Annotated in this window: 11 protein-coding genes; 5 read left to right on the forward strand and 6 right to left on the reverse strand. The window is 56.3% G+C overall.

Annotated features, from left to right (window positions below; genetic code table 11):
• Together QNH99_RS11795 and QNH99_RS11800 are read left to right on the forward strand one after the other, a co-directional pair.
• Complete coding sequence (locus tag QNH99_RS11795) at positions 1-2,964, forward strand: virulence factor SrfB (RefSeq protein ID WP_410516708.1); 2,964 nt, start codon at positions 1-3, stop codon at positions 2,962-2,964.
• Positions 2,961-5,336, forward strand: a complete 2,376-nt coding sequence (locus tag QNH99_RS11800; RefSeq protein ID WP_096010678.1) for a virulence factor SrfC family protein — start codon at positions 2,961-2,963, stop codon at positions 5,334-5,336. Before QNH99_RS11795 ends, QNH99_RS11800 begins: the two co-directional genes overlap by 4 nt.
• Here QNH99_RS11800 and QNH99_RS11805 read toward each other — a convergent pair.
• The 3 genes from QNH99_RS11805 to QNH99_RS11815 form a co-directional block, all read right to left on the reverse strand.
• Complete coding sequence (locus tag QNH99_RS11805) at positions 5,333-5,596, reverse strand: barstar family protein (RefSeq protein ID WP_063879526.1); 264 nt, start codon at positions 5,594-5,596, stop codon at positions 5,333-5,335. The two genes, QNH99_RS11800 and QNH99_RS11805, sit on opposite strands and share 4 nt — an antisense overlap.
• 2 nt (positions 5,597-5,598) lie before the next feature.
• Positions 5,599-6,036, reverse strand: a complete 438-nt coding sequence (locus QNH99_RS11810; protein WP_063879525.1) for a ribonuclease domain-containing protein — start codon at positions 6,034-6,036, stop codon at positions 5,599-5,601.
• An 89-nt stretch (positions 6,037-6,125) separates the two neighbouring features.
• The gene (locus QNH99_RS11815) at positions 6,126-6,482 is read right to left on the reverse strand and encodes a helix-turn-helix domain-containing protein (RefSeq protein WP_063879524.1); all 357 of its coding nucleotides are present in this window, start codon (positions 6,480-6,482) and stop codon (positions 6,126-6,128) included.
• A 305-nt stretch (positions 6,483-6,787) separates the two neighbouring features.
• Between QNH99_RS11815 and QNH99_RS11820 the strand changes: the two genes are divergently transcribed.
• Both QNH99_RS11820 and oqxB read left to right on the forward strand, forming a co-directional pair.
• Positions 6,788-7,942, forward strand: coding sequence for an efflux RND transporter periplasmic adaptor subunit (locus tag QNH99_RS11820; RefSeq protein ID WP_096010680.1), 1,155 nt, complete (start codon positions 6,788-6,790; stop codon positions 7,940-7,942).
• Positions 7,943-7,954: 12 nt separating this feature from the next.
• Positions 7,955-11,110, forward strand: coding sequence for a multidrug efflux RND transporter permease subunit OqxB (gene oqxB / locus QNH99_RS11825; protein ID WP_410516709.1), 3,156 nt, complete (start codon positions 7,955-7,957; stop codon positions 11,108-11,110).
• 417 nt (positions 11,111-11,527) lie between these two features.
• Here oqxB and QNH99_RS11830 read toward each other — a convergent pair whose 3' ends face one another.
• On the reverse strand, positions 11,528-12,022 hold the full coding sequence (locus QNH99_RS11830; RefSeq protein WP_410516710.1) for an RrF2 family transcriptional regulator: 495 nt from the start codon (positions 12,020-12,022) through the stop codon (positions 11,528-11,530).
• A gap of 188 nt (positions 12,023-12,210) precedes the next feature.
• Positions 12,211-13,398, reverse strand: a complete 1,188-nt coding sequence (locus tag QNH99_RS11835) for an MFS transporter (RefSeq protein WP_410516711.1) — start codon at positions 13,396-13,398, stop codon at positions 12,211-12,213.
• A gap of 192 nt (positions 13,399-13,590) precedes the next feature.
• Between QNH99_RS11835 and tus the strand changes: the two genes are divergently transcribed.
• Positions 13,591-14,532 (forward strand): DNA replication terminus site-binding protein, encoded by a 942-nt coding sequence (gene tus / locus QNH99_RS11840; RefSeq protein WP_283355643.1) that lies wholly within the window; start codon positions 13,591-13,593, stop codon positions 14,530-14,532.
• Positions 14,533-14,565: 33 nt separating this feature from the next.
• Here tus and fumC read toward each other — a convergent pair whose 3' ends face one another.
• Positions 14,566-15,963, reverse strand: coding sequence for a class II fumarate hydratase (gene fumC / locus QNH99_RS11845; RefSeq protein ID WP_063879518.1), 1,398 nt, complete (start codon positions 15,961-15,963; stop codon positions 14,566-14,568).
• Positions 15,964-16,154 lie beyond the last annotated feature (191 nt).

The following is a 16,154-nucleotide window of genomic DNA, read 5'->3' on the forward strand; positions in this document are numbered from 1 at the left end:
ATGTTGGCTCCCCTGATCGATGATAAGCAGAAGATTTCACTGATTGAGAACAGTGGCGTACAGTTCCTTGATTTTGGTCTGCAACTTTCCGCTACTCAGGCGCGCCGCCAGTTCGTGCGCCAGACCGCGAACGGCCCGTTGCTGCGCCTGAATGTAGACGGCAACAGCGGTAAGTTTTTACTCTATCCGCAGGACGGCGGTGCGCCGGAAGTGGTGCGCCCTGAAACCGATATCGCCCTGGCCGACTCCCTGACGCTGCTGGAAGCATGCTGGCTACCGCTGCCGATGCTGCGCTGCGCATCAGGCCGACGTTTTATTGGCGGCCCGGAAAACTGGGCGCGCATGCGGCTGGTTGCCCTGGATAAGCCGGACAGCACAGGCAATACGCACCGCGTCACCCTGGCTTTTGATACCCGCTGCGTGCCTGAAGAAGACGGCGGCGAGCAGTTGGGACTGACGCCCTCCGATGCGCAAAACGGTGTCACCTTTGCGCTGGCCTGGCACAACTACGAACTGGGCGATTTTCTTGACCATACGTGGGTGGATGGCTGGCTGCGCGAGTCCTTCACGGATCGCGTATCCGATCGCCGGGAACAGGCAATTAGCCAGGCTCTGCGTGAGTTTGAATACCAGGCGCACTACCTCAACCTGCTGGAATTGCTGGGCGAACAGCTTAACCTTACTGAAATTCATATTCAGGCCGCCACGCTGCAAACGCCGGCGGTCAATGTCGATATCATTCTCGACGTGGGGAACTCCCACACCTGCGGCATCCTCGTGGAAGATCACCCGGAAGAGAGCAATGGCCTGAAGCAGACCTATGAGCTGCAAATGCGCGATCTGTCTCAGCCCCATCGGGTTTATAACGAACTGTTCGACAGTCGACTGGAATTTGCCGAAGCCCGTTTTGGTAAAGCTAACTTTTCGCTGGAAAGCGGCCGCGAGCAGGCCTTTATGTGGCCCTCGTTAACTCGCGTCGGACGTGAAGCCAGCCGTCTGGCGCTGCAGCGTGCGGGTCTGGAAGGCAGCACCGGCCTGTCCAGCCCTCGCCGTTACCTGTGGGACGAAGCACGCTATCAGCCAGGCTGGCGCTTCAATCAACAGAGTCCGCAGGGTGAGCCTCAGGCCTGTGCTGCACCTTTTACCTCATTGATGAATGACGAAGGTCAGCCGCTGTATGCGCTGCCCGTGGACGAGCGCTTACCCGTGTTCTCCGCCCACTACAGCCGCAGTTCACTGATGACCTTTATGCTGTGTGAGTTACTGGCTCAGGCGCTGATGCAAATGAACAGCGCGGCACAGCGTCAGCGTATGCCGCAAAGCCATGCGCCGCGTCAGTTGCGCCATGTCATTTTGACGCTGCCGTCCGCCATGCCAAAACCCGAACGTGAAATATTCCGTCGCCGTATGCAGGAAGCCATCGCGCTGGTGTGGAAAGCCGAGGGCTGGCATCCGGCTGACGAGGATTTTACCGAGCAGAACCAGGCCCAAAGCAGCAAACCCGTGCCGGATGTGCAGATGGAGTGGGACGAAGCCACCTGCGGCCAGATGGTGTGGCTGTTTAACGAGACCCAGGTTAACTTTGCCGGTCGTGCAGAAGATTTCTTTAGCAGCATGGCGCGCCCCGACCGTCCGCGCGAAGCCGACGAGCTGCCAGGCAAGAGCCTGCGTATCGCCTCCATTGATATTGGCGGCGGCACCACCGATTTAGCCATTACCCAGTACCGTCTTGACGACGGTCAGGGCAACAACGTCAAAATCACCCCGCGCCTGCTGTTTCGCGAAGGCTTCAAAGTGGCCGGTGATGATATTTTACTGGATGTGATTCAGCTGTGGATTCTGCCTGCACTGCAGCAGAGCCTGCAAAAAGCAGGACTGACGCTGGCTGAGCCGCTGATCAACAAGCTGTTTGGTCACGACAGCCGCATGGATGGACAGGCAACGTTACGCCAGCAGGCCACGTTACAGCTGTTTATCCCGCTGGCTCAGGCGGTGCTGGAACGGTACGAAAACTGGGACCCGCTGGAAAGCCATGCCGAGATCAACGCCCTGTTTGGCGAACTGGTCGATCAGCGCCCTGCCGATGCGGTGCTTGCCTTTATTAATGGTGAAATTCAGCGAGAACTGGGCGGTAACAGCCGTTTCGATCTGCTTGAGGTGCCGCTGGTCGTGAGCATGGCCCAGCTTCACGGTGAGTTTATGCAGCACCGCATGGCGATTATTCCGGCCCTGCGCTCCATGTGTGAAGTGGTCTCGCTCTATCAGTGCGATGTGCTGCTACTGACCGGGCGCCCGTCGCGGTTCCCGGGCATTCAGGCGCTGGTGCGCCATCTACAGCCACTGCCGGGTAGCCGTATTCTGTCGCTCGAAGGCTATCACACCAGTGACTGGTATCCGTTTAATAAGCACGGCCGTATCGATAACCCGAAATCGACCGCCGCAGTCGGCGCGATGCTGTGTCTGCTGGCGCTGGATTTACGCCTGAGCAGCTTCTGGTTCCGTGCAGGTGACTTTGAGCCTTACTCCACCATTCGCTATCTGGGCATGCTGGACGAAAATCAGGCGCTGACGGACGAGAACCTCTGCTATAGCGACATCGATCTCGACGATCACCAGTTCTCGCTGGACCGTAAAAGCAGCTTCCGCATTCGCGGTAACGTATGCCTGGGATTCCGCCAGTTAGATAATGAACGCTGGCCCGCCTCGCCACTCTACAGCCTGACGCTCAACGATGCGGCACTGGCACGCAAGGTCGCAGGTGAAAGCGTTCTGCGCGTGAAGCTGGCAGTGAAGGCCGGTCCGGGTGCGCCCGGCCCTGAAAATCTGGTGTTAAGCGAAGCCAAACTGGATGATGGCACGCGTGTTCCACTTGAACATCTGAGCCTCAAACTGAATACTCTCTCCGCCACGGGCAATGCCAATGCGCAATACTGGATTGACAGCGGGAGTGTGTGTAAACGATGAGATCGGTAAAACCCCGCCAGCCGCAGACGCTGGCAAAACGCCTGAGTTTATTGCAGGACGCCCTGAACGGCAGCCTGGCCTGGATTGAGAGCACCCGCGAACAGTCGCCGCGGCTGGCACTGGAAGCCGAAACCCTGACCCTGCAGTTACGGCAGGCGCGCGTGCAGGCGCAGGCCCTGGCGCAGCAGGTTGCGCGCCCGGTGACGCTGGCGCTGTTTGGACAGTCGCAGGCGGGCAAAGCCTGGCTGCTGACGGAAATGGTGGCTGACGCACAAGGTCAGTTGATCACCGCGCTGAGCGATAAACCGATTAATTATTTCCAGCACGTCAACCCCGGCAATCTCGATTTTGCCACCGCAACGCGTTTTACCCACCAGCGTGAAATCCTCTCCTCGGAGTGGCCGGTCGAGCTGACGCTGCTGAGCGAGGCCGAGGTGTTGCGTTTGGCCATCTCCTGTGGTGAAGGGGTAACGCAGCCCGACACCGCGAAAATTGACAGCGTGCTGCAGCGCCTGCAACGCCATCGTTTAACTACGCCGTTGCCGGGTCTGGAGAGCGATGCACTGGTCACGCTCTGGTCCTGGTGCCGCCGTCATCACCTGTATGACGCCCAGCTGGATCGCCATTTCTGGCCGCAGGCTGTTGAACTGGCTCCCTGGCTGAGCGTGGATGACCGTGTGCAGCTGTTTTCACTGCTGTGGCCCGCCGAGCCGGCCCTGAATGAGCTGGTGCGAAGCTTACTGCACTTACGCCATCAGCTGCGTAACAGCACCCGGGTACTGGCTCCGCTTAGCCTGCTGACGGATAATTCCCTGCTGCCCGCTGAGCAGCTGATCGTTCCCGCCAGCGAGCAGGATCAGTCGCTGTCGGTTGAAGTCTGTCCGTTAAACGGTAACCGTCTGGGTAAGCCGCAGAACGTGACGCTGGGATTACTGGCCCTGCTAACGCTTGAGGTCACCATCCCACTCAGCTCCACCCCGCGCACCGCGCTGTATGACGATGCCGACATGCTGGAACTGCCTGCTCCCGGAACGCCGAGCGATCCGGCGCTGCGTGAAGAGCGCCAGCGTCTGCAGAAGCAGGATGCGTTACGCGCGCGCCTGCTTGAGCACAAACGAATCCTGATCCCGGGCCTGTATGCCGCCCGGCAAAGTATCGACCTGCTGTTGATCTGCACCGCCGCCAGCCAGCGTCAGGATGTCGATGTCGCCAGTCGGGCATTGCGTGAATGGCAGCGCCACCAGCCGGTCAATGAAGCGGGTGAAAAACCTCGCCTGATTTGGGCGATCACGCCTTACGATGCGCGCCATCAGCAGATCAATGTTGACGAGGCGGTACAGCGTCAGGTGGGACAACCGGGTCAGCAGTGGGGTTCTATGCTGGCCCTGGATCGCGCAGGCGTGGATCGGATGTCTGACTGGCTGCAGGAAGAAATGCAGCCCGACGCACGTCGCGATATGCTGATTGCCCAGTTGGCACAAATCCAGCACGCCGTAGTCGAGCGCCGACTGCAGCCCTGGACGGAAGCCGGTGCGTCGCCAGACCAGGCCGCTCGCAGGCAAAGCATCGCCGACACCTTGCTGAAATGTTTACAACACCGCACCGGTTTGCATGGCGAACTGCTTGAGCGCTTACAGCCGTCCCGCGAAGCCTTGCGCCAGCTGTGGCTCAACCAGTCCACCTCGTCTGTTCCGGCGGCGACCTCCAGTATTCAGGCACCGGAAAATCAGTTTGGTATTGGCTTTGAGTTTGATTTGTTCAGCGATGCCGAAGTTGAACAGCCTGCCCCTAAGCAGACCAGCTTCGGTCAGGGTTCAGCCCAGTTTCCACGTCAGGTTTTTAGCCTGTGGCTGAACCACCTGCGTCAGCTGCCGGAAAACCAGAGCCTGTTAGCCCTGCTGAATATTGATAAAGCGACGATGGAGTGGTTGATCGAAGAACTGATTACGGCCAGCTTCCGCACCGGTATTCTGCAGTCCCTGCAGCAGGCGTTACATGAACCGGATGCACAGAGCATGACACACGAATCACGTGCCGACCGTCAGGTAACCCGCGCGATGACGGTGCTGGGGGATTTTGTCGCCTGGCTTGGTTTTCTTCAGCGGCCAGAAGCGGAACGTCCGGGAAGCCGGGTCAATCGGGGACAGTCCATTTTCTCGCGTCCGCCCGCGCCCAGCGTGAATTTTAGCGCAGGTCAGCGACTGACGAAGCTTTCTGCCGCGCCCGCTAACCATACGGCCTATTATATTTACGACTGGCTGGTGGGGCTGAACACGGTGATTATTGAGAACAACGGTTATACCGGCGGTGGCGATCTGCCGGTCGCCGCGCGCGAGTCACTCACCGCGCTGCTTAAACCGTTACGCCACTAACTGCCAATCAGGCGCAGCTCGCCCGACAGCGACTGCGCCGCCTCCTCCAGCAACGCCACCACAGGTGCCAGCTCGGCATGACACTGTTCTGCATGCAGCAGATGAATCTCGGCGGGCAACGCCATTCCTCCGGTCAGCCAGTCCCATAGCGCATCCAGATTGTTGCCGAATCCAGCGCTGCAACCGCTCTGCGCGGCAAACGCACGATAGAAGGCATCACGTTCGGTGATCTGACGCAGGTCGAAACGTAAGGTCAGCATGATTAAGGGACCGGCTTGAAGGTGCGGTAGTGATCGGTAGAGAGGAAAACCAGGCCATCGGAGGAGTAAACCAACCGGTCGGCTTCACGGTGACCGCAACGGTAGTTCACATCGGCCTCAAACCACTGACGATCGGAACGTTCAGGTAATTTTCTTTCGCGGTTGGAAAAACGATCGCCGCCGATAGCTTTACCCGGCAACACCTCGCACAAGTCCCCTTTCGCGGGATTCCAGCCAAGGCGACGGGCCTGCTTCTTGGTAATGTAATAATCGGGCAGTTGCTGATGCTGCAGGACCCACCGGGCAACCGTTCGCACATCCGTAAGAGCAGCAATGTCTGACGCAGACGTTTTGGCTGGTGCAGAGGTCAAATAAGGTTTTAACCCTACCCAACAGAGGACAAGGATCAGAACCAGCCCAACCCACAGTTTTTTTGACATGATGGCATCCCTTTAAACAGGATGCAGATGATAGCAGCTTTACCTGAGGATCAAAAAGCGCGGGCCAGATTACCTGGCCCCGGCGGTGTTTACTGCATTGACTGCATGGCAGCCTGAGAAGGCACGCTGTGACGACGCCATGCGCCCGGTGCCACACCATACTGTCGTTTGAAGCTGCGATTGAAAGACTGCTGAGAGTCAAAACCCAGCGATATCGCCACGTTCAGGATAGGTTCATTGGTGCTGGTCAGGCGGTCAGCCGACTTTTTCAGCTTTTTAATGCGAATATATTCACCCAGTGGATAGCCCGTGTGCTCTTTGAACATCCGTTGCAGGTGCCATTTTGAGTAGCCCGCGCGCTCAGAAACGGTGTCGAGATCGAGACGTGCTTCGATGTTGTTGTCGATCCAGTCAATAAGGTCGTGAATAAAAGCGTTACTCATCATGTTTAGTCTCCCGTCGCGGCAGCGAACAGTATTAGTATCAGTTGCAGTTACACTAAAAGCGTGGATGACAATGCCACTTAATGCAAGTTTAATTAATACATTAAATGCCGCACTTTTTATGGGGCTTATTTTCAGTCACCGCCAGGCCGATTTCTTCGGCTTGTCATACCGCACATAAAGTGTATCAGTAATTCTTGCAGTTCTTTGACGCACAAGCCTACACTCCTCGCGATAAATTGCAACCATAGAAGTTGCAAATATTGGCCTGCGGGCTTCATTTCACTGTTCATCGCGGAATCACAACAATGATTACTAACTGGGTTCGTCAGGGATCTACCCTACTGGGAATGGGACTGTTGGTCAGTCTGCTAAGCGGGTGCGACACCGGCCAGACAAAAAATGCACCACCGCCGCCGCCCGAGGTCAGCGTTGCAGATGTACTGGTAAAGCCTGTCAGTCAGTGGGACAGCTTCAACGGGCGCGTCGAAGCCGTAGAAAGCGTGCAGCTTCGGCCACGGGTTTCGGGTTATATCGATACCGTGAATTATCACGAAGGTGATGAGGTTAAAAAAGGTCAGGTGCTGTTTACCATCGACGATCGCAGCTACCGCGCGGCGCTGGAACAGGCAAAAGCGACGCTGGCCCGGGCACGGAGTCAGGCCAGCCTGACCCGAAGCGAATCGGCGCGAACGGAGAAGTTAGTCGGGACTCAGGCCGTATCGCGCGAGATGTGGGAACAGCGGCGTTCAACAGCCAGTCAGGCGCAGGCCGATGTGCTGGCCGCCGAGTCCTCTGTGGCAATGGCCCAGCTCAATCTGGATTTTACCCGCGTGACCGCACCGATTGACGGTCGGGCCAGCCGGGCCATGATCACCAGCGGCAACCTGGTCACCGCCGGTGACAGCGCCAGCGTGCTTACCACACTGGTCGCGCAGGACAAGATGTTCGTCTATTTCGACGTCGATGAAACGACGTTTCTGCACTATCAGGCGATGGCGCGTCAGGGACAACAGCGGCATGCCCTGCCCGTTGAAATTGCCCTGGCAGGGGAACAGGGATATCCGCATCGTGGCAACGTCGACTTCCTGGATAACCAACTCAACGCCAGCACCGGCACAATCCGTATGCGCGCCCTGCTGGATAACCGCGATCGCACCTATACGCCCGGCCTGTTTGCCCGCGTACGTCTTCCCGGTAGCGCGCAGTTTAATGCCCTGTTGATCGACGATAAAGCCGTGCTGACCGACCAGGACCGCAAATATGTCTATGTGGTCGATGCCCAGGGGAAAGCCCAACGTCGGGACGTTAAGCCCGGTGCGATGGCAGACGGATTACGCATCGTTGCCGCCGGTTTACAGGCGGGCGATCGGGTTATCGTTGCCGGACTGCAAAAAGTGTTTATGCCCGGTATGCCGGTAACGGCAAAAACTGTCGATATGGCTGCCACTGCCGCTCAATAATCTGAGGTTGTTATGGATTTTTCCCGCTTTTTTATTGATCGGCCGATCTTTGCTGCCGTGCTGTCCGTATTGATTTTTATTACCGGACTGATCGCTATCCCGTTGTTGCCCATCAGTGAATATCCCGATGTCGTGCCGCCCAGCGTACAGGTGCGTGCTGAATACCCTGGCGCTAACCCGAAAGCGATCGCTGATTCCGTAGCGACCCCGCTCGAAGAAGCGATAAACGGGGTTGAAAACATGATGTACATGAAGTCGGTGGCCGGTTCTGACGGTGTGTTGGTGACCACGGTGACCTTCCGTCCTGGCACCGATCCGGATCAGGCGCAGGTTCAGGTGCAAAACCGCGTGGCTCAGGCCGAGGCGCGACTGCCGGAAGACGTGCGGCGGCTCGGCATCACCACTCAAAAAATGTCGCCAACGCTGACGTTAGTGGTGCATCTGTTTTCTCCGAATAACACATACGATTCGCTCTACCTGCGCAATTACGCCACGCTGAAAGTGAAAGATGAGCTGGCCCGCCTGCCGGGTGTTGGGCAAATCCAGATTTTTGGTGCCGGTGAATACGCGATGCGCGTCTGGCTGGACCCGAATAAAGTGGCGGCGCGCGGTTTGACCGCGTCTGACGTTGTGAACGCGATGCAGGAGCAGAACGTGCAGGTGTCCGCCGGGCAACTTGGGGCAGAACCGTTAAAAAAACAGAGCGATTTTCTCCTGTCCATCAATATGCAGGGGCGGCTGGAGAACGAGCAGCAGTTTGGCGATATCATCTTAAAAACCTCGGAAGACGGTTCGCTGGTGCGCCTGCGTGATGTCGCGCGTATTGAAATGGGCTCGGGCAGCTATGCTCTGCGTTCGCAGCTAAATAACAAAGACGCTGTCGGTATTGGTATCTTCCAGGCACCGGGAGCCAACGCCATCGATCTGTCCAATGCGGTGCGGGCCAAAATGGACGAACTGGCAACCCGTTTCCCTGATGATGTGAAGTGGGCCGCGCCTTACGATCCGACCGTTTTCGTTCGTGACTCTATCAAGGCCGTGGTGCAAACCCTGCTGGAAGCGGTGTTTCTTGTGGTGCTGGTGGTGATTCTGTTCCTGCAAACCTGGCGGGCCTCGATCATTCCCCTGCTGGCGGTTCCCGTGTCGGTGGTAGGCACATTCAGCGTGCTTTATTTGCTTGGATTCTCGCTTAATACGCTGAGCCTGTTCGGGCTGGTACTGGCCATCGGTATCGTGGTGGATGATGCCATCGTGGTGGTGGAGAACGTTGAACGCAATATCGAGATGGGTTTGTCACCTAAGGCGGCTGCGCATCAGGCGATGCGTGAGGTCTCCGGTCCCATTATTGCTATTGCTCTGGTGCTGTGTGCCGTGTTTGTCCCCATGGCGTTTCTGTCGGGCGTGACCGGGCAGTTTTACAAGCAGTTCGCCACCACCATTGCGATTTCAACGGTCATTTCCGCCATTAACTCACTCACCCTCTCGCCCGCGCTGGCCGCGCTGTTACTTAAGGATCATCAGGCCCCGAAAGATATGCCGACGCGCCTGATCGATCGGCTGTTTGGCTGGATTTTCCGTCCGTTTAACCGCGTCTTTCAGCGCAGCGCGCACGGCTATGAATCGATGGTGGAAAAAACGCTGCGTCGTCGCGGTGCCGTGTTTGGCGTCTACCTGGTATTACTGGTTGGTGCAGGCTGGATGTTTCATGCCGTACCGGGAGGATTTATTCCTACTCAGGATAAACTTTACCTGATTGGTGGCGTAAAAATGCCGGAAGGCTCGTCATTAGCGCGCACCGATGAAGTGATTCGTCAGATGAGCGAAATCGGCCTGCAAACGGAAGGCGTGGCTTACGCAGTGGCTTTCCCCGGCCTGAATGCGTTGCAGTTTACCAACACGCCGAACAGTGGCACGGTCTTTTTTGGCCTGAAACCCTTCAGCGAGCGCAAACAAACGGCGGCGCAGATTAATGCGGAGATCAATGCGAAAATTTCCCGCATTCAACAGGGCTTTGGCTTTTCGATTATGCCACCGCCTATTCTGGGATTAGGTCAGGGTTCGGGCTATTCCCTGTACGTGCAGGATCGGGCCGGACTGGGCTATGGCGCACTGCAAACCGCCATTAACACTCTTTCGGGTGCGGTGATGCAGACGCCAGGCATGCACTTCCCCATTTCCTCTTACCAGGCCAACGTGCCCCAGTTAGAGGTGCAGGTTGACCGTGACAAAGCGAAAGCTCAGGGCGTGACGCTGACCGCGTTGTTCAGTACGCTACAAACCTATCTGGGTTCATCCTATGTTAACGATTTCAACCGTTTTGGCCGCACCTGGCGCGTCATGGCGCAGGCGGATGGGGAATTCCGCGACAGCGTTGAGGACATTGCGAACCTGCGCACCCGCAACGACCGCGGTGAAATGGTGCCCATTGGCAGCATGGTGCACATCACCACGGCCTACGGACCCGATCCGGTTATTCGTTATAACGGCTATCCGGCAGCAGACTTAATCGGTGATGCCGATCCGCGCGTGCTCTCTTCTGCTCAGGCGATGCGTCAACTTGAAACCCTGTCCGGCCAGTTACTGCCGAACGGCATGAATATTGAGTGGACCGATCTCAGCTATCAGCAGGCGACGCAGGGCAATACGGCGCTTATTGTTTTCCCTGTCGCTGTCCTGCTGGCGTTCCTGGTGCTGGCCGCGCTGTATGAGAGCTGGACGCTGCCGCTGGCGGTGATCCTGATTGTGCCGATGACGATGCTGTCTGCCCTGGTCGGCGTCTGGTTAACCGGCGGCGACAATAACGTGTTTGTCCAGGTCGGACTGGTGGTGCTCATGGGGCTGGCCTGTAAAAACGCCATTTTGATTGTTGAATTCGCCCGTGAACTGGAGATTCAGGGCAAAGGCATTGTTGAGGCCGCGCTGGAAGCCTGTCGCCTGCGTCTCCGCCCTATCGTCATGACCTCTATTGCTTTCATTGCCGGTACAATTCCCCTGATTCTGGGTGAAGGTGCGGGCGCTGAAGTTCGGGGCGTCACGGGTGTAACGGTATTTTCCGGCATGTTAGGTGTCACCCTGTTTGGTCTGTTTTTGACCCCGGTGTTCTACGTGACGCTGCGTAAGCTGGTGACGCGTAAAGCCGCGCATCACGCTTTACAGCATCCACAATAATCGGTTTGATCCGGGCGGTAATCTTATCGCCCGGATCGGATTTTGCTCTCATATTTTCCTGAACCGCACCACCTGATGCCTGATGTGCAGCCGCACAGATTATGCCATGCCTGTCAGGGGCTGGTGCGTTTAAGGGAGCATGGTTTAACACCGACGAAAAGGGATTTGCCCCAGAACGCCAGGTTGTGTAGCACGCGACGAAGTGAACAGATGCAACCAAGATGGCTAAGCTGGCAAACGTATCATCGCAGACTGCGAACAGGCCTTGGGTCGATAACGACATCATGGATGAAGGGAGTGAAGTACAGGCGGGCGTTAATATGCGTGTGGTTTTTCAGCTGGCGGTATGATTGCTCAGTTACTGATCCGTATGACGGATTTAGCGGCTGGCAGGTTCAGGATATAAAAAAAGCCGCATCAGCGGCTTTTTTTGCACAGGTTTTCTGGCTCTGCCACATCCGGCTCAGGCACGGCAGTGCAGTTGCTGGTATCGTGGGTTTTAAGCTCATTTAGCGCATCCGCAACGGTACGTTTGGCTAATACCGACAGGGATGCCTGCTCGGCTTCTTCTGCGATGGATTTAAAATACCAGCACAGGTTGGCGCTGACCAGACAGCGCGGGGCAACGTCCGGGCGGGCGGCCCAGAGTTTTTTGTCATCGGTGACGGAGACATAAATATCACGCAGAGTGATATCCGCCGCCGGTCGGCCAAGATGGATGGAACCAGTACGACCCAGCGTGGACACGATAATTCCGTCACGCGTCAATGGCACCATCAACTTGCGTATAAAACTTGGGTTTGCTTCAAGCCCGTAAGCGAGAATCGCGCTGGTAGAGCGTTTTCCCATTTGCTCCGCCATCGCCACGCTCAGAACCATTTGCAAAGCTGTCGGGAAGCGATAATCAAGCATCTTTGTATCCTGAGTTGCGGTACGTTTTTATTGTTGTATTGCCGCATGAGTGAACAATGAATCAGCTGTAAATATAACAAACACGGTTACTTTTTAGAAGCAAGAGGCCCGCGACAAGGCACATATTCACCAGCATAAGGCCCACGACAGCACAAGGTGCTTACCGCCCTGCCACTTCCCCGATTCGCTTACGGTGCAGCACTGACGCGCGCGGGAAGCCGTTTTTTCAGCGCCACCACCAGCAATACATTAAGCACGGCCAGCACGCACAGGAGCCACAACGTGACGTTTGCCCCATAGGTGGCAAACACATAGCCAAACACCAGCGGCGTCAGCGCCTGACCGATCAGCGCCGGACGCGCCATTCTGCCCGCCAGTACCGCATAGGCTTCCGGTTTAACCATCACCAGCGGCAAGGTGCCACGCACAATCGCACGCAGGCCGTTGCCCGCGCCGTACAGTATCATGCTGAACAGCGCCGTTTGAGGAAACAGTGCCAACAGCAATAAACCCAGCGCGACCAATCCCACTGAAAAAAATGTGGTCCAGATGGGATGCCCGCCTTTAAAAGCCATATCGATTATGCGCGACGCCACCTGACACGGCCCCAGAATGGCACTGATTGCTAGCGCAGAGGCCAGACTGTAACCGCTTGCTTCCAGCAGCGTAATTAACTGAACGGATATCGCCGTCATGATCACCGATGCCAGGGTAAAAATGGCGCACAGCAGACGGAACAGCACCACAGGAAAATCCGCTTCAGCGCCGTGCGGACTTTTATTACGCTTTACCGGTGCGGGCGCTTTACCTGGCGGCAACGCAAACAGATAGGCAGGCAGGACACAGGCCAGCAACAACCCGGCGATGGCGAAACAGGCGCCGCGCCAGTCAAACCAGTGAATAAGCAGCGCCGTGCCCGGCCAAACCAGGCTGGTGCAGAATCCCGAGATAAGCGTGATGCCGGTAATGGCACCGCGCGCGTGTCCGCCATAGCGAGTGCCCAGGGTGGCAAACAGTGCATCGTACAGCCCCATCGCCATGCCCACACCAATGATCACCCAGGCAAATAAAAATACAGGTAAATAATGGCTGAACCCCATCAGGGTTAACCCTGCTGCCATGACGAGCCCGTTTAATGCCAGCATTAAACGCCCGCCGGTCTGTGCAATGATGCGCCCACAGCGCGGTGCCAGCAGCCCGGAGACCAGAATTCCCAACGACAGCGCGCCATAAACCCACTGTTGTGACCAGCCGGTTTCCGCCACGATGGGCGCAGCCATCACCGCCATCAGGTAGAAAGATCCCCCCCATGAGACGATCTGAACCAGCCCCATAAGGATAATGCTGAATGAACCAGGCTTTTTCATTACGTCCATGTCGGGCATCCGTTAGCAGGCAAAGGGTTTTTATAACATGTTAATGCATAGGGGGAAAAATGTTGCTGATGGCTTTTTTGCTGTCAGCGCGGGCTGGCGGCACGGTTTTCATTGCCTGACTAAAAGTATGTTGTAACTATAAGCGCTATTGCAGAGAAGGAACCGCTCTGCCACAGTAAGCATGTTGTAACTATGGAGAAGACAACAGTGCGCTACGATTTAGTGACAGACATGCAGCAATGCGTAAAGGATCTTGAGCAGGCATTGGGGGAACTCCGTCAGCAGACAGAGTCGCTTCCGCTGTTGATTGCCCGGGTCTTTCGTTTACCGCCGGTCGAAAAAGGCCACGAACATGACCCCATCAGCCAGATTACCGTCGAGCAGCATCTTGGCATTGCGGCACGCGAGATGGCGCTTAATCACTACTGTCGGTTGTTTATGCAGCATCAGTCGGAAAAGCTCAGCACTAAAGCCGCCGTGCGCTTACCAGGTGCGCTTTGCATTGAATGCAACGAACAGGAAGAGCGTGAACTGACCGACCGTATCGCGGGGATCAATCAATGTAAAGCCCGTCTGGAACAGTTGATTACCGTGGAGTCCGGCCTGCCCTCTGAAGCCCGCTTTGAATTTGTTCATCAGCATTTACGTGGGCTGATCACCCTTAATGCCTACCGAACCCTTACCGCTATCACAGCACCAGAGAGTTTACGTTTTGGTTGGGCCAATAAGCAGGTCATTAAAAACGTGAAACGGGAAGAGATTGTCGCTCAACTGGAAAAAAGCCTGAAAGCCGGTCGCGCACAGGCACCCTGGACGCGTGAGCAGTGGGCAGAAAAGGTGCAGCAAGAGCTGGCGGATGTGCGTGCCCTTCCCGCTTCGGCGCGTCTTAAAATCAAGCGTCCGGTCAAAGTGCAGCCTATCGCGCGGGTCTGGCGCGCAGAAGAGAAAAAGCAAACCCAGTTGGCCTGTCCGTCACCGATTTTGGTGCTGTGTCGCGACCGCAGCCAGGTGCCCCAGTTAGGTGAACTGTTGAATTATGATGCCGACAATATTACGCATCGCTATAAGCCTGCCGCCGAACCGCTGTATTTGCTGATTCCCCGACTGCATTTATGGGTGGATTGTCCGGTATGACATCAGGGCCGTGCTGGCCCTGATGCACCTGACTTACTGCTTCATACTGCCGACCATCTCTTCCGGACGAACCCAGGCATCAAACTCTTCTTCAGTGAGATAACCCAGCTTCAGCGCCGAGGCTTTAAGCGTTAAGCCTTGTTTGTGAGCCTGCTTGGCAATTTCCGCAGCTTTGTCATAGCCAATATGCGTATTTAACGCGGTAACCAGCATAAGCGACTCGTTAAGTAACTGCTCAATTCGCTCACGTACAGGTTCAATACCGGTGGCGCAGTGATGATTGAAACTGTCCATGCCATCTGCCAGTAAACGCACCGACTGCAGGAAGTTATGGATAATCATCGGACGATAAACGTTCAGCTCAAAGTTGCCTGACGCACCGCCCATATTAATCGCCACATCATTCCCCATCACCTGGCAGCACAGCATCGTCAGGGCTTCGCACTGGGTTGGGTTCACCTTACCTGGCATAATCGAGCTGCCCGGTTCGTTTTCCGGGATAGCGATTTCACCGATACCACAGCGTGGGCCTGATGACAGCCAGCGCACATCATTGGCAATCTTCATCAGCGACGCCGCCAGCCCTTTAAGCGCCCCGTGCGCATGTACCAGCGCATCACAGGTTGCCAGCGCCTCAAATTTATTCGGCGCGGTCACAAAAGGTTGTTGGGTTAAATCGGCCAAGGCTTTAGCCACGCGAACCGCGTATTCAGGATGGGTATTCAGGCCGGTTCCCACCGCCGTGCCGCCCAGTGCCAGCTCCGCAAGGTGCGGAATGCTCTGCTCAATATGCTTAAGATTATGTTCGAGCATGGCGACCCAGCCAGAGATTTCCTGGCCCAGCGTTAACGGCGTGGCATCCTGTAAATGTGTACGACCAATTTTTACGATGTCTTTGAACGCCTCTGACTTGGCGCTCAGCGTTTGTTTAAGCACGTTCAGCTGTGGAACCAGATGTTCGCGAACCGCAATCACTGCCGCCACGTGCATGGCGGTGGGAAAAACATCATTCGAACTCTGGCTCTTGTTAACATCGTCGTTAGGATGCACCAGACGCGCCATTCCGCGCTCGCCGCCGAGCAGCTCACTGGCACGGTTAGCCAACACTTCATTCATGTTCATGTTGGTCTGGGTGCCGGAACCGGTCTGCCAGATCGCCAGGGGGAACTCGTCACTGTGCTTGTCCGCTAACACCTCATCGGCGGCGTTAACGATCGCCTCAGCCCGCTCCGCTGGCAATAAACCCAGATCCCGGTTAACGCTGGCGGCGGCACGCTTGGTCATGGCCAGCGCGTGAACCAACGCGACAGGCATTTTTTCTGTCGAAATACGGAAATGCTCCAGTGAGCGCTGTGTCTGTGCGCCCCAAAGTTTCTCAGCCGGTACATCAATTGGCCCCATTGAATCTTTTTCAACGCGATTGGCTGCCATGATTCTCTCCTTAGCACAGTTTAAGATAAGACGTCGCGTCACCCATTGCCGGTTAAAGCCTGTGTGACGCGGTTAAACCTATACAATTTATTAACATCCTCCGAGCTTAGCATCCTTCTTGCGCTGGATATGTATTTTCCATGTCAGTTTCTGGTTTAATAAGCGCAATATTTCCCGCCAGTAAGGCAATT

The sequence above is a fragment of the Pantoea allii genome, from assembly GCF_046529425.1.
Classification (GTDB): Bacteria; Pseudomonadota; Gammaproteobacteria; order Enterobacterales; family Enterobacteriaceae; genus Pantoea; species Pantoea allii.

Bases quoted from the DNA above. Each gene is read 5' to 3' on its own strand.
- QNH99_RS11795 (WP_410516708.1), top strand. From the start codon at position 1: ATGTTGGCTCCCCTGATCGATGATAAGCAGAAGATTTCACTGATTGAG.
- QNH99_RS11800 (WP_096010678.1), top strand. From the start codon at position 2,961: ATGAGATCGGTAAAACCCCGCCAGCCGCAGACGCTGGCAAAACGCCTG.
- QNH99_RS11805 (WP_063879526.1), bottom strand. From the start codon at position 5,596: ATGCTGACCTTACGTTTCGACCTGCGTCAGATCACCGAACGTGATGCC.
- QNH99_RS11810 (WP_063879525.1), bottom strand. From the start codon at position 6,036: ATGTCAAAAAAACTGTGGGTTGGGCTGGTTCTGATCCTTGTCCTCTGT.
- QNH99_RS11815 (WP_063879524.1), bottom strand. From the start codon at position 6,482: ATGATGAGTAACGCTTTTATTCACGACCTTATTGACTGGATCGACAAC.
- QNH99_RS11820 (WP_096010680.1), top strand. From the start codon at position 6,788: ATGATTACTAACTGGGTTCGTCAGGGATCTACCCTACTGGGAATGGGA.
- oqxB (WP_410516709.1), top strand. From the start codon at position 7,955: ATGGATTTTTCCCGCTTTTTTATTGATCGGCCGATCTTTGCTGCCGTG.
- QNH99_RS11830 (WP_410516710.1), bottom strand. From the start codon at position 12,022: ATGCTTGATTATCGCTTCCCGACAGCTTTGCAAATGGTTCTGAGCGTG.
- QNH99_RS11835 (WP_410516711.1), bottom strand. From the start codon at position 13,398: ATGGACGTAATGAAAAAGCCTGGTTCATTCAGCATTATCCTTATGGGG.
- tus (WP_283355643.1), top strand. From the start codon at position 13,591: ATGGAGAAGACAACAGTGCGCTACGATTTAGTGACAGACATGCAGCAA.
- fumC (WP_063879518.1), bottom strand. From the start codon at position 15,963: ATGGCAGCCAATCGCGTTGAAAAAGATTCAATGGGGCCAATTGATGTA.